Annotated in this window: 13 protein-coding genes; 2 read left to right on the top strand and 11 right to left on the bottom strand. The window is 47.3% G+C overall.

Annotation, left to right across the window (positions count from 1 at the left end; all coding sequences use genetic code 11):
- Nucleotides 1-64: 64 nt before the first annotated feature.
- Genes CI595_RS09830 through CI595_RS09820 form a run of 3 tightly spaced genes read right to left on the bottom strand, consistent with a single transcriptional unit; the run spans nt 65 to nt 2256 of the window.
- On the bottom strand, nt 65-487 hold the full coding sequence (locus CI595_RS09830; protein WP_095173059.1) for a DUF2000 domain-containing protein: 423 nt from the start codon (nt 485-487) through the stop codon (nt 65-67).
- On the bottom strand, nt 471-1400 hold the full coding sequence (locus CI595_RS09825) for a DMT family transporter (protein WP_095173058.1): 930 nt from the start codon (nt 1398-1400) through the stop codon (nt 471-473). The genes CI595_RS09830 and CI595_RS09825 overlap by 17 nt, the downstream gene beginning before the upstream one ends.
- Nucleotides 1393-2256, bottom strand: coding sequence for an AraC family ligand binding domain-containing protein (locus CI595_RS09820; protein ID WP_065541676.1), 864 nt, complete (start codon nt 2254-2256; stop codon nt 1393-1395). Before CI595_RS09820 ends, CI595_RS09825 begins: the two co-directional genes overlap by 8 nt.
- A gap of 649 nt (nt 2257-2905) precedes the next feature.
- Between CI595_RS09820 and CI595_RS09810 the strand changes: the two genes are divergently transcribed.
- Nucleotides 2906-4099, top strand: a complete 1194-nt coding sequence (locus tag CI595_RS09810; protein ID WP_095173056.1) for an MFS transporter — start codon at nt 2906-2908, stop codon at nt 4097-4099.
- 50 nt (nt 4100-4149) lie between these two features.
- Here CI595_RS09810 and CI595_RS26340 read toward each other — a convergent pair whose 3' ends face one another.
- From CI595_RS26340 to CI595_RS09800, 3 genes are all read right to left on the bottom strand, one after another.
- Entirely contained in the window at nt 4150-4305 is a 156-nt protein-coding gene (locus CI595_RS26340; RefSeq protein ID WP_167388451.1) for a hypothetical protein, read from the bottom strand.
- Nucleotides 4306-4370: 65 nt separating this feature from the next.
- Nucleotides 4371-5654: an HD domain-containing phosphohydrolase gene (locus tag CI595_RS09805; RefSeq protein ID WP_162291846.1), complete on the bottom strand. Its 1284-nt coding sequence runs from the start codon at nt 5652-5654 to the stop codon at nt 4371-4373.
- A 100-nt stretch (nt 5655-5754) separates the two neighbouring features.
- The gene (locus CI595_RS09800) at nt 5755-6921 is read right to left on the bottom strand and encodes a glycoside hydrolase family 5 protein (protein ID WP_095173054.1); all 1167 of its coding nucleotides are present in this window, start codon (nt 6919-6921) and stop codon (nt 5755-5757) included.
- Between the two features lie 149 nt (nt 6922-7070).
- Here CI595_RS09800 and CI595_RS09795 point away from each other — a divergent pair, with 149 nt between their 5' ends.
- Entirely contained in the window at nt 7071-8276 is a 1206-nt protein-coding gene (locus CI595_RS09795; protein WP_162291845.1) for an AraC family transcriptional regulator, read from the top strand.
- Between the two features lie 13 nt (nt 8277-8289).
- Here the strand turns inward: CI595_RS09795 and CI595_RS09790 are convergent, their stop codons facing one another.
- The 5 genes from CI595_RS09790 to CI595_RS09770 all read right to left on the bottom strand — a co-directional run bounded on the left by CI595_RS09790 (nt 8290) and on the right by CI595_RS09770 (nt 14286).
- Nucleotides 8290-10326: an FtsX-like permease family protein gene (locus CI595_RS09790; protein ID WP_162291844.1), complete on the bottom strand. Its 2037-nt coding sequence runs from the start codon at nt 10324-10326 to the stop codon at nt 8290-8292.
- Nucleotides 10316-11083, bottom strand: a complete 768-nt coding sequence (locus CI595_RS09785) for an ABC transporter ATP-binding protein (RefSeq protein ID WP_095173051.1) — start codon at nt 11081-11083, stop codon at nt 10316-10318. Before CI595_RS09785 ends, CI595_RS09790 begins: the two co-directional genes overlap by 11 nt.
- Nucleotides 11084-11151: 68 nt before the next feature.
- Nucleotides 11152-12201 carry a sensor histidine kinase gene (locus tag CI595_RS09780; protein WP_095173050.1) on the bottom strand — a complete coding sequence of 350 codons (1050 nt, stop codon included), beginning with the start codon at nt 12199-12201 and terminating at the stop codon, nt 11152-11154.
- On the bottom strand, nt 12198-12863 hold the full coding sequence (locus CI595_RS09775) for a response regulator transcription factor (protein ID WP_095173049.1): 666 nt from the start codon (nt 12861-12863) through the stop codon (nt 12198-12200). Before CI595_RS09775 ends, CI595_RS09780 begins: the two co-directional genes overlap by 4 nt.
- On the bottom strand, nt 12844-14286 hold the full coding sequence (locus CI595_RS09770) for an NAD(P)/FAD-dependent oxidoreductase (protein ID WP_095173048.1): 1443 nt from the start codon (nt 14284-14286) through the stop codon (nt 12844-12846). Before CI595_RS09770 ends, CI595_RS09775 begins: the two co-directional genes overlap by 20 nt.
- Nucleotides 14287-14359: the final 73 nt, after the last annotated feature.

Raw genomic sequence — 14359 nt, 5'->3', positions numbered from 1 at the left:
CCCCTTCTACTGCTGTACAAAAAACGGGCGATTCCGCATAAAAGCGGTATCGCCCGTTTTCTTCCTATCTCAACAGCGGCAGACTGCCTGTGAGTTTATTGACCAGCTTTTTGGCTCCGCAGATTCCGATACCGAAGTAAGTCATTTCTTTTTCCTCCACCCCCGCTGCTTTTTTAATATACTCCTCATAGACATTACAGCTCTGTGCCACATCCGAAAAATCAACCACGATCAGATCAGCGAATTCCGGCTGGTAGAGCTGCTCTCGGATCGTCCTGATCTTTTCCCGGTCTGCTTTCAGGATAGGAACCGGCAATTCAATGATTCCCAAGTGTTCTTTTCCGCTCTTATCCAGGACATCCGGTCCCACCGTCTCAGGGATGTGTTTGCCCAGGGTGATCCCCATGATTCCCGCTGTGTTTGCCAGAATGCCCAGAGGCAGGTCCTGGTCCAGTACCATGACGCATTTATCATTTTGTGCCTGCATATACTTTATACTCCTTTGTTTTTGCTGTATGTTTCTCTGTTTTTCTGTCCTCGGATAAAAAGAGGCCGATCAAGGTCAGAACGATACCCAGAATAATTGTCATCGTTAATTTTTCATGCAAAATAAGCGCTGATGTGACCGCTGTGATGACAGGGACCATGTAGATATAAACACTGGTTTTCACAGACCCCAGGATCTTCACGGCAAGGTTCCATGTCACAAAGCATAATGCAGAAGCCCCAAATCCCAAAAACAGAAGATTCAGAACGTTTTTAAGACTGGCAAACTGCATAAGTTCAATATGGAAATCCATCAGGAACAAAGCCGGAACCATAAAGATCAGCCCATAAAAAAACGTCCGCCTTGTAGTCTGAATGGTATTATATCCAAACCCACTGATCTTTTTTGTGATCGTTGAAAACGCGGCCCAGATCATTGCCGCTATCACAGCCAGCAAATCCCCCATAGGATTTAACTGCAGATCCTTATCCCCTCCGAAGCTGATCAGGAAGATACCTGTAAGTGCTATTAAAAAGCCCACAAAGAATCTTGTTTTTGGCCGTTTGTCATGCAGAAACAAGCAGGAGAATATAACCGTAAAAAATGGCGCGATAGAGATGATAACGCCCACATTGGAAGCCAGTGTATAAGTCAGCGCTATATTTTCAAACAGATAATACAGGGTCACGCCACAAAGCCCTGCGGCTGCAAAGTACCTCTCTTGTTTCCTCTCACGGATGTTCAGCCTGCGCGGGCAGACACACCAAAGAGCCATGTATCCAATCATAAAACGGATAAATAAAATCTCCACCGGCTCAAAGCTTCTGAGAAGCACCTTGGTGGAAATAAAGGTGGTGCCCCAGATCAATATGGTAAGAAAGGCAGCAATATGCCCATGTATTGTCTTATTCATTTGTCCACTCCTTTGCCGGAGTGACAGGCAGCGGTTTATCCGTAAAGATTTTCTGATACTGTTTTGGTGTCAGTCCGATAAATTCTTTGAAAAAGTTGGTAAAATGGCTCTGGTCCGCAAACCCCGCCATATCTGCCGCATCAATAGGCGCCACGCCCTGTTCCAGGAACTTTTTTGCTTTTTCCAGGCGCACGGTCTGCAGATATCGGTAAGGTGAAACACCTACCTGCTTTGTAAAAGAACGCAGCAGATACGATTTGCCGAAACTTGTCATGGAAAGCAGGTCATCCAGCGTAATATTCTCGGAAAAATGTTTCTCCATATAATGACAGAGTGTCTTGATCTGCTGATTTGGCTCTGATATATCAATTTCATCAAAAGGAGCTGCATGTTCCTGCAGGATCTGCTCCAGAAGGAAGAAAAACGCCTCTTCTTTTTTCAGTTTAGGTGCATGGGTAAGGATGGCATCGTACAGATCACCGATGGACTGTGTAATGTCACTTTGATACACCACATTGCTGGTAAAATGCAGGACAAAATCCCTCCCCGTAATTTCTTTGACTGCTCTCTCCATCACGTCCACATTAATATTCACAGCACGGTAATCTAATATTTCACCATTGATGGGTGCACAGTAGTGGTTATCTCTGGGGTTAAACAGGATCAAATCCCCTGCAGTCAAATCGTACTCTTTGCCTTTGCACCAGAGATGCCTTTTACCTCCCTCCACAAACCCGATCACATAATAATCATGAAAATGGTTTGGAAACTTTTGGACAATACCGCTCAAATTATAAGCCTCTATCTCCAGGTCATGGTCATAATACACATGCCTTTGTTCTTGTTCTGCGTGCATCTTTTGTCCTCCTCCTTTCATTTTCACTATTGTAGCACCTTGGAAAAAAAAAATCTTGAATGATATGACACCTGAGGTCCTATATCCGCGTCAAACAGAACTCCATATACATTTTGGTCCATTATAACATATACAAACTCTCCATTGACAAGGAACTTTTTTACATGCTATATTAATGGATAAGATACAAAGATGATCCGAATGAGGTGGCTATTATGAATTTCATTTTAACCGATAAATTGAGAAGACGAATCAGCTCCGTACAGATAACGTTTCCGGTGAGACATTGTACGGAGTTCAGATAGCGGCAGAACTGCTGCATTCACCGGGAAACAGCTGCACTTCGTATCAGATTTTCTGATGCGTTTATTTGTGTACCTGTTTTCCGTGGATACCACAGTTCTGGATCTGGCTGCGGCGATGTGTTCGCCACAGCCTTTTGTCTGTATATTGACTGGCAGAGGCTTATAATGTCCTCTGCCTTTTTTGCTGCCCGGCAGAGACATTTCAACACCGTGTGAAGCATGAAAATCCCGAGGCAGCCAGCGCGATATGGTGCAGAATGCACCATATCTGTGCATCGCGAAACGTGTTACTGGACACGGAGTGTACAGTAACTTTATTATTTCTTAGAAAGAGGTATTATTTTATGGATTCAAATACATGGAAAGGGAAAACCTTTCGCTTTTTAACAGCCCAGACGATCTCCCTGTTCGGTTCTTCCCTGGTGCAGTACGCCATTGTCTGGTATATTACACTGACAACATCTTCAGGAAAGATGCTGACCATCTCCACCCTCTGCGGATTCCTTCCCCAGATCATCATTTCACTTTTCGCCGGGGTATGGATTGACCGTTATGACAGGAAGTTCTTGATCATGCTCTCAGATGGTGCCATTGCGTGTTCCACGCTTTTGCTGGCTCTTGCCTTCCTGTCGGGACATAAAAACATCTGGTTTCTGTTTGCTGTACTGATCATCCGATCAGCCGGGACCGGGATCCAGACCCCTGCGGTGAACGCCATCTTTCCGCAGCTTGTTCCCAAAGAACATCTCATGAGGATGAACGGACTCAACAGTACCTTATCCTCCTTCATGATGTTCTTATCACCTGCTGCCGGAGGTGCCATCCTCTCCGCAGCGCCTTTGGAAGCAGCGCTCTTTATTGATGTCATAACAGCTATTATCGGCATCGGCCTTACTTCCACCATTAAAATACCGCCCTACACAAAATCATCCCCAGATAAGGAATCTGGTCTGCATAAGATAGCCGGTGGCCTTTCTTATCTCAGAGACCATGCTTTTATCAGAAAACTGCTGGTGTTTCAGATCATCATCCTGTTTCTCATAAGCCCCTCCGCCTTTCTGACGCCCCTTATGGTGAGCAGGACCTTTGGACCGGAAGTCTGGCGGCTCACTGTAAGTGAAATGACTTACAGCCTTGGCATGGTGCTGGGGGGAATCCTGATCGCTTCTTGGGGTGGGTTTAAAAATCATCTGCACACTACGCTCTTGGCCGGAGGTGTCTATGGGGCAATTATGATTGGCCTGGGAACAGCACCTGTATTTATTGTCTATCTGATCATGAATACCATGATAGGCGTTACCTCACCCTGTTACAACACGCCCATCAATGTGACCATCCAGGAAAAAGTGGAGCCGGATATGCACGGCAGGATCTTCAGTTTCATGCAGATCTCCACCTCCTGCGCGCTGCCTCTGGGTATGGCATTTTTCGGCCCTCTGGCTGATCATATTCCTGTACAGCACCTTCTCATAGGTGCAGGTGCTCTGGTCCTTACTATCTCTGTCTGCTTTAAACTCTTGAAATGTTTTAAAGAGTGATGATAACAAAGGGAGGCGGCTAAAAGCCGTCTCCCGATTGATTCTATCTGCTATTGCCGGACAGGCACGATTGTCCATCTTCCGTTTTGTTTCATCAAAAAACAGGGATGTCCCAGTTTATACCGGTAATATTTTTCCACAAGCTGCTGAGGGGCAGGAAAATCAAAATGGTCGAGAAAATAAGAAACTTTATAATTTACGGACATGGGCAGTGCCTCCTTCTTTCTGGATACTATATTCTATGCCCTGTCCCCGTCACTTATGCCTCCTGTCAGTTGGGATCCGCAGCTTCTGTGCCGCTGTAGAGATATTTTCCCAGCAGATACTGGTATTCCTTGCGCAGGCCATAATAGGTATCTAATATGGGCCTGCAGTTATCCTCCACTTCCTCCAAAACCGTATCAAAATTCTCTTTCAGAACCGCTACCACATCACTGTCTATTTTTCTTCCCCTAGCCTGCTCCTCTAAAATAGACAATGTCTTCTCTTTAGAAAAAGCCTCCTTATAGCTCCGTGTGCCAAGCAGTGCACTGACAATATCCGAAACAGCCACGATCCGTTCCTCTATGGTAAGCGCATCCCCGGTGAGTCCTCTGGGATATCCGCTTCCATCCAGCTTTTCATGATGCCTCAGCGCAATTCTTGTTATCTCCTCATCTATGGTGCCGCCCAAAATCTTTTCCGTCAAATCCACATGGGTACGCATGATCGCCATTGCCTGGCTGCTTAATTTTCCCGGATACTCCAATATCTCCACCGGAATTCCGATCTTCCCCAAATCGTGCAGGAGCGCACCGTAAAAAATATTATGTATCTGTGTATCGGACAATCCCATGTGGCTGGCAGCGCAGCAGCTGATGCGGGTCGTTGTGATGGTGTGGGTCACGGTGTGCTGGCTCCTGAAATCAATGGCAAAAATCATCATTCGCAGATACTCTTCACATTCCTTCCCTGACAACTGTACATTCGGAAGGATTTTATGAAAGTCCTTCTCCTCCTCCAGGCAGGCCAGCAGGGAAAACTGTCTTTCCGCCTCATAAAACAGATCAAGGATATGGCTGTCGAATTTTGTATCTCTCACTTTTTCCAGGGATACAAACAAATTTTGTGGGTCTGTATTTTCCTGCAGGTATATGTCAATCCGGTCGGCAAGACTGATCATCTGGGCTGCTTCCCGTATCCGCTCTTCCAAGGTGTCCGGCAGATGGACGGCTGCCACGTGATGGAACATAACTGCCCTTGCCCATTCTTTCAGCGGGGAGAGATTCGCCAGAAACAGATACCCGTAGATGGAATGCTCCCAGATATCCTCTGATTCAAACTGGGTCATCCGGTTGATCTCCTCTGTCTTATAAGCGCCGATATCATGCAGCATAGCAAGGATACAGATATCCTGCATGTCTTTTGCAGAATACTTTTTCTGTGCTTCCAACATTCCATAGACAAGAGACGCCACTCTCTTTCCGTGGTCCACCAGCCTTGGGTCCACATAGTTCAGCGTCCGTTCGATCAGGCCGCTTATGTTATTACTGTTGACAACTGCTTTCGCCTCCATATCCATCCTCCGAAATAGTAATTCTCACCTCTTGCATTACAAAAAATCCTGGTATTATTATAATATACCAGGATTGTAATTACAATGTATATCTATTCTATTATTCCTTTGGAAACCATCCGAAATCCGCACATCTTCCAAAATCCCAACTATCCCATCCGATCCAACCGGCCTCGTTTACCGTATCCACCAGAAGCTTATAGCTCCAGTAAAAATATCCGGAACCTTTTTTCCAGGCTTTCAGCTGCTCTTTGGCAAGCGCGCTGTAAATGCGTTGTTTCTCCTCAGGGCTGACTGTCTCTGCCGCAGGACCTTCCACGCCGTTTAAAACACTTTGGCCGCCTTTTGTGTCACATCCGCAGGCAAGAGAGTTAAACAGACACCATTCTCCACAGATAACGGGAAAATACTGCTGCATCTCTTCAATATCCTTTGCCAAAGTCTCCCGAATATAGGCGGTGTAAGACTCCACGGTCTGCTCACAGCCAAGAGCTTCCGCCACCATCAGATACTGGTGTGTATCCAGCACAACATTCTCATACTTTTCCCCGCGCATAAAGTCCTTCCAGGCCTTCAGCTCAAAGGCATCATGGAATACCACATATTTCTCAGCAGGCATATATGCTCTGATTCTGTCGTAAGCCTCCAGGTAAAAGGCCCGGATAAATTCCATGGTGTTCGGCCCGGACCCCTCTGCTTTTTTTTGATCTGCAGGTCTGTAGCGGTTTTCCACATCCATGGTCTTCCACATATTTTCCAGGATAGGCTCATTTAATATCTCGATTCCCCACAGTCCCCGTCTGGTACCGTATCGTTTTGCCAGGCGCTCCAGAACCCCAAGCTCGAACTTAACCTCATCCGGTTCCTGAGACCATTTGCACACGCCGGAGATGCCGCCGTTGTCAAATCCATTCTGGCTGTCCGGTGCTGTATGCAGGTCTATCAAGATCTGCAGCCCATATTTTTCGGCCCAGTTAAATGCCTTGTCCAATTCCTCCACACATCCGATAAAAGGCTCCCTGTCACCAAAGATAAAGTAAGGCACCGGGATTCTCACAGCATCCATGCCCATGGATCTGATCCTTGTAAAATCCCTCTCGCTTATGTACTCTGCACGGTGGATTTTAATCCTGGCTTCATATACCTCTTTGGAAAGCTGTGTGGGAAGATAATATTCATCCTCCGCTGTGGTTCCCTCAAAAAGTGCCGGACTCATCCATTTTTCCAGTACCAGCCAGTTACCCAGATTCACACCTTTTACATACATGATCCATTCTCCTTTTGGACTTTTCTTTTATTTGTCTTGATCTTATGATAAAAGCAGCGGTTTATATATCACTTTTTCCTGTTTTTTATCACTTTTTTCATATAATCTGTTATACTATTAGGAAGAAAATGATCAGGAGGTTCTTATGTATGAATATCTCTTATCTGATGCAGCATATTTCGTACAGCCTGCATACCATCGTACGGAATTATGGGGAAGACCAAAAGCTGCAGGAGAGCTTCTGCGGACGCCCCGATTTTACGGACAGCCGTTTTTTTGAAGCTTATCTGGAGCAAAGGCTGCTCTTTCGGCCTTCTGAGACACTGCCGCTTCTTCTGTCCGTCGGTGATAAACTGGTATATGCCGGGATCACGGTTCCCGGTCATCAGTTTATCATTGGCCCGGTGAAGTTCAAGACTCCCGTGCGTTTGATCCACTGTGCAGAACAGCCGGATATTGACCATGCTTTTTTAGATACGGTCCCCTTCTGTGATCTTAAAGATTTAGCGGGAAATGTCCTTCTGATCCATAACCTTTTCTGGGAACAGACGCTGCTTGAGCGGGACTTGATCTTGTTTAACTGCATTGAGACATCATTGGATACGGAAATCCAGAGACATTTTTCAGATCTGCTGTTTGAGAACCGGGAGGCATCCCGTGGGCACAATCCCTATGACCAGGAACTGCGGGAATTCTCCAGTATTGAAAACGGAGATATCGAACAGTTAGAACAAAGCTGGGCGGAAGACTACACCGGCAATATCGGCGTACTGGCAAAGGACAGGGTGAGAAGCTGGAAAAATATCGGGATCGTGGTGATCACACTGGCAAGCCGGGCCGCCATACGTGGAGGCATCCTTCCTGAAATCTCTTTTTCCCTCAGCGATATCTATATCAACCAAGTGGAGGAGGCGTCTGATCCGGCCTCCATCACACATCTGCTGCGGCAGGCAGAGTACCAGTATACGAATATGGTGAGGGAACAAAAAGAGCAGCAAAGCGGTATGGGGAACAAAGAAAAGAATCCCCATATCCGCCGCTGTAAAGATTATATCTTTGCCCATCTACACGACAGGCTCTCTGTACAGGAAATAGCAGACTATTTGGGAATGAATCCCGGCTATCTCTCTGAACTTTTCCATAAATGCGAGGGAATATCCATCAAAGATTTTATTCTCAGGGAGAAGATCAACCTGGCGAAAAATATGCTGATTTATTCCGGATATTCTTATATTGAAATTGCCGCATACCTTGGCTTTTCCTCCCAGAGCCATCTCGGAAAACAGTTTAAAAAGCTGACAGGTTTTACCCCCGGTGAATACCGCAATACTTACGGTGTAAGATTCACAAACTGAGGCCTATCCCCTCTTATTTTTCCTGCCGGATGAAATCATGCAGACGAAACTGTTTTGTGCCTTTCAGCACATTTCTCTGGTACTGCAGACAGGTAATGACCAGATAACATCCGTACACCGCCAGAAAGATCCCGGCAGCTCCGGCAAAGGAGGCGATCAGCATACTGCGCTGCACAGGAAATGCAAAACCGATCCCCGCCATATAAAGAAGCAGGAAAAACAGGGGAAGGATCATAGGCAGGAAGAAATACACGGCTGACTGTTTTACGGTAAGTTTTCGTATTTCACTGTCCATAGTTCCCATTCGTCTGAGTTGGTCATATTGGTATCTGTACTTTTTGCTGCTGCTGATAAGCTGAACCGCCAATATTGTGGCACAGATAAAGATGCAGATGAATGCGGCATAACAGCAGATAAATGCGGTCATCATATAAATGGACTGCATTTCCCCCTTCTGATCCTGATAAGTGTATGCCAAGATAAAGCTGGGACCATCAGAACTTACTGTTTTTTCTATGGTTTTCTGGAGCGCGTCCTGATAATCCGTCTTTTCTCTGTCGTCCACCATTGCTACATAACATCCTCTCGCCTGTTTCAGCGTTTCACAGGCCTGATCCGGCAAAACAAGAATGGTTTTTGAACTAAATCCGCTCTCGTTCATGCCATCCTGGGCAAAAGGACCTTCCAGCACCTGTCCCAGGCGGTATTCTCTTCCGCCTGTTTTCAGGGAAGTGGCCGCCTTCTCAATCTTATCCCTGTAATACCCTTCCTCTGTCTGAATGGCATATTCGTCTTCCTGCAGGCTGACAGGATCTTTGCCCAGGATACTCCGAAGCTTATTATAATCCGATAGTCTGATGCAGCGGTCCATATTCTCTTCAGCAGCCCAGTCCTCAAACCCCTCAACAGGTTCCTGTTTCCGGTCAAGCATATCTGCGATCAGAGTGCTGTCCTCCAGATAATAGATGTCGTATGACAGATCCGCCGTAATTTTACTGTGCTCCTTTATAAAATCACGGCATGCTCCTGCATCCAGTTTTCCGTAATGCTGGGACACCTCCACGTCAAACGGGACTTTTTTTTGCAATGCATCTTCGTAGGCGTTTGCCATAAAGGAGGCGCCCCCCAGTCCCATAAAGGTAAGCAGCAGCAAAATAGAAATAACGCCCATTTGTCTTCCATTGGTGTTCAGGCGGGCGGTTAACTGCCGATAAAAGAATATGTTCAGATGATGCAGTCTTTTTCCGCTCCTTTTATACCGCTGCAAGATCACCTGGGCAAGCTGCCGGTAAAAGAGCATAAGACTTGCCCCCTGAAGTAAAACGCCTGCTGCCATAAGGAACATATTCCCGAAACCTGCGAAGAGTTCTATCCTTACAGAAAATGCCACATACAGACAGAGCAGTCCAAGCACTCCCAAAAGCACTGCAGCGGTCATTTTTAACCTGATATTTTTTCTGCCTGCTGCCGCCACATGCTCATTCTGCCTGCTGTAACTCATCAATTCTTTTATCCTTACCTTTTTCAGTATGCGTCTCTGCTTCAAAAGGCAGAATGTGAACATTACAAAAAAGCAGAGGATAGTCAGACCGATGGCCGGCAGCTGAAACGATAGATCCATGTAATAGGTCTTGTCAAACATTTTAAAAATTACCTGGCTGAGCGCCAGATAAAAAACATTTCCCAGAAGAATGCCTCCCACAAGCGTCACACTGCCAATGACAAGCTGCTCGATGAGGAAAAGACGGCTCATGGCCGGCCGCTCCATTCCCATGGTCATATAACAGGCAAATTCCCGGCTTCTCTGTTCAAAGATAAAATGTGTGATATAGGAGATCAGCCATCCGAGGATCAACACCACCATGACTGTGACACATATGAGAATAGACATCATAGGCCGCATCAGTTTACTGAAGGAATTGATAGCATCAGAGAACAGCAGGGAGTTGTAGGCAAATATCATGGTAATGCTAAGCACAAGAGTCAGCACATAGACCGCGTAATCGCCTATACTCCGTTTTACATTCCGTATAGCCAGTTTAGCGTACATGGGCAACATCACCGCCTAACATAGACATTACATCCAGTATTTCCTGGAAGAATGTTTTCCTGTCCTTGTTCCCCTTGCGCATCTCTGTAAAGATGTGCCCGTCCCGAAGGAAAAGTATCCTGCTGCAGTGGCTGGCCGTAAATGCGTCGTGGGTAACCATAAGAATCGTGATTCCCATATCGTGGTTCAGGTCATCCATGGTGTCCAAAAGTCTGGCGCTGGATGCGGAATCCAAGGCTCCGGTCGGTTCATCCGCCAGCAGCAGTCGCGGCTCATTGACAAGGGCTCTGGCACAGGCGCAGCGCTGCTTCTGGCCTCCTGACACTTCATAGGGAAATTTTTCAAGCTCTGAAAGGATTCCCAGTTTTCCCGCAATGGCCTCCACTTTCTCTCCAATCTCCTCCTTTGGCGCCCGGCGTATGGTCAGTGCCAGCTCAATATTTTCCCCTAAAGTCAGAGTATCCAGAAGATTATATTCCTGGAACACAAATCCCAGGTTTTTGCTCCTGAAACGAGCGATCTCCTTTTCCGTTATTTTTGTAATGTCCTTTTGGTCCAGCAGGATCCGTCCGCCGGTAGGCTCATCCAGAGTGGAAATACACTGCAGCATAGTAGTTTTCCCGGAGCCGCTGGCCCCCATTATGCCAACAAACTCGCCCGGTTCCACAGAAAAGCTCACATCATCCAATGCCTTTGTCACATTTGTGCTCTCTCCATAATATTTGGAGACATGTTCAATATTCAGTAATGGTTCCATATTTATCACCTCAGGTACAGGGTACCATATCTGTCTTCCTCAATGTATCATGCTTTCTTGCAGAAATCTTACTTTTCCGAAAGGATTGGAAGGCAGATGTTGATCTGGGTGTAAATACCCTTTTCGGAACTGGCAGATAAACCGATGCCAAGCCTGCCGCATATTTTTTTACAGAGATACAGCCCCATGCCCGTGGAACGGCGGTTTTCTCTGCCGTTTCTCCCTGTAAATCCCTTCTCAAAGATCCTTGGCAGATCTTCCGGCGAGATGCCGCATCCATTGTCACGGACCTGGAGCAGCAGTTTATCCCCCGGTGTTTCCCTGCCGTCCCATGCACCGGATTCTTTTCCGTTCAAGACCAGACAAGAGATGGTTATCCTGGGAACCTCCCCCGGCTTTTGATAGGTGACCGCATTATAGATGATCTGATTTAAGACAAACAAAAGCGCCTTTTCATCCGCATAGACTCCGGGTATTGTATCGGGAATATCCAGGGAGACCCTGTTTTGTATCAAAAGCTGCTTGTTTAAGGATAAGCATTCCCGGATAACGTCCCCGGTATTTACTTTCTGTATCATAAAATCCGAGTGGGCGCTTTCACTTCTGCCGAAATACAGGATCTGCTCCAGCAGATGATTCATCTTTTCAAGTTCCAAAAGTACAGCTCTGTTTTCCCGGTTTTTCTCTCTCCCGGCAATCAGGGAGACTACGGATATGGGTTGTTTCATATCATGTACATAAGTTTCCAGCCTCTCCCGGTATTCCATCTGTACCCTTCTGGCTTCCTCCGTCTCCTCCAGCATGGATTTTGTACATTCTTTTAAAAGGCAGTAATAACCTGCTTCCTCCCAAGAACCTGCACCCTTCCATACCTGGGGAAAAAGATACTTTTCATCCAGGCTTTCCATTAGGACTGCCATTTTATGAAAATAGTTTCTCTTTCTGTAAAAACGCAGCAGGTTCCAGAGGAGCAGACTGGCCATATAGGCCAGAACCAGGGGCAGAAGCTGTACCCAGGTAATGCCAAGAGCCCGCAGATATAAAGAGGCCGCACACAGGCAGATCACCTGCACAAGTACAGGAACTGCCTGCTGCCGCCAATACATCCGCCCGTTCATATGAGATACCCCTGTCCGTACCGGGTCTGAATAAGATCGCCGGCATCCAGTTCCTTTAATTTCCCCCTGAGGCGGGTCATATGGACACTCAGCGTATTGTCATCAATAAAAACCTGATCATCCCATAATTCTTCTATAAAATCCACCCTCCTGATCACTTCACCCGGACGGGCAAACAGACAGGCCAAGAGCAGGGTCTCCTGCCTGGTCAGCATGACTTCCCTGCCGCCCCGGCACAGTTTTCCCTTGGCCGGCAGAAGGCGGAAGTCCTGCCACAGGACTTCTCTCTCCGGTCCCGCATCGGGATAACTGCGTCTTAAAAGTGCTTCAATCCGGGCCAGCAGTATGGGCATTTTGTAAGGCTTTCGGACAAAGTCGTCCCCGCCCATGGTCATGCCGTACAGCTCATCCATATCTGTATCCCTGCTGGTAAGGAATATAACAGGGATGTCGGAAAAGCGCCGGATGCTCCTGCAGATCTCATACCCGTCCCTGCCCGGAAGTGTGACATCTAAAAGCACAAGATGTACCTCCCCCTTTTGCACGATCTCCTCTGCAGTATCAAAGTTTTCGGGCATAACAACCTCATATCCATGGCTTTCCAAATCCCTGGAGAGTTCCCTGCCAAGTACCGCATCATCCTCAACTACCAGAAGTTTCATCCGCTGTATCTCCTTCCTGCTGCTCCCGGAACGTTTTCAGTATGGCCCGCGCCACGCAGAGGCCGTTTGCGGACGCCTGCATCAGCCCTCTGGTGATGGATGCGCCGTCCCCCATGGAGCGCAGCCCTTTGATATTTGTCTCAAATTCCGTATCTACCAAAACCCTATTGGAATAAAATTTGACCTCCACACCATAGAGCAGGGTCTCATCACTTGCAATTCCCGGTGTCACCTTGTCCAGCGCTTCTATCATCTCCACCACTGCCACCATGATCCTGTGGGGGAATACCAGGGACAGATCCCCGGGAACCGCATCTTTCAGCGTGGGGATTATATTGTTCCGGGTAAGCCTCTCTGCCGTGGTCCTTCTGCCTCTCTTGAAATCGCCGTATCTCTGCAGCAGAATCTTCCCGTCACTCAGCATATTTCCAAGCTGCGCAATATGTTTGCCGTACTCAATGGGTGAGCGGAAAGGCTCTGTGAAATTTTTGGAGACAAGCAGGGCAAAATTGGTGTTGTGTGTCTTTTTGTCTTTGGACTTATAGGCATGGCCATTTACCACGGCAAGACCGTTCTCATAGTATTCCGCGGAAACTTCGCCGGATGGGTTTGTGCAGAACACCCGCACCTTGTCATCAAACGTAGGCGTGTAGTAAACCAGTTTTGCCTCATACAGTTTTTCATTGAGCGCTTTCATGATCTCATCCCGGACTTCAACACGGACCCCCACATCCACGGTTCCGTTTCTTGTCTCAATATGATGCCCGCTGCACACGCCTGCAAACCACTCCGATCCTTCCCGCCCTACGCCTGCGGCGATCTGGGGTGCGTAAAAGGTCTCCTGTTTATCTGTCACAACGCCTTTCACCCTGCCCTCTTCAATAAGAATATCCTTCACCATAGTCATAAACAGGATTTCCACCCCTTCAGCCAGCAGATGCTCCTGCAGGCGTGTATAGATCTTATACCCTTCCTCTGTGCCTAAATGGCGTATGGGGCATTCAATCAGCTTTAGATTGGCGCGGATCGCTTTTGTGCGGATCTCAGAGATAGCTGCCCGGTCATCGGTTCCGTATACCTTCCGGTCTGCTCCAAACTTCAGATAGATGTCATCTGCCTCGTGAATCAGCTCCTCCGCCTTTTCATATCCCAGGATATCCGGGAGCGTACCTCCCACATCCGGTGAAAGGGAGAGCTTTCCGTCTGAAAATGCTCCGGCCCCTGCAAATCCCGTAGTGATGGAACAGGGGACACAGCCTGCGCAGACATTGGTGATACGCTTTGGACAGCGGCGTTTTTCTATGCATCTGCCTTTTTCTATCATCAGCACTTTAAGCTGCGGATCTTGGCGTTTCAGCTCATAGGCACAAAAGATTCCCGAAGGACCTGCGCCGATAATGATCACATCATATTTTTTATCCATATTCTGCCTTCCTTCTATTCAGCTGCCACAGTCGCCAGATGGGAACAGGCTCCCATTTGGCCCGTTTCTGTCA

The organism is Blautia hominis (assembly GCA_002270465.1).
GTDB classification, from domain to species: Bacteria; Bacillota; Clostridia; order Lachnospirales; family Lachnospiraceae; genus Blautia; species Blautia hominis.
The sequence above is the reverse complement of the archived record's forward strand: the minus strand, read 5'-3'. Positions and strand labels throughout refer to the sequence as shown.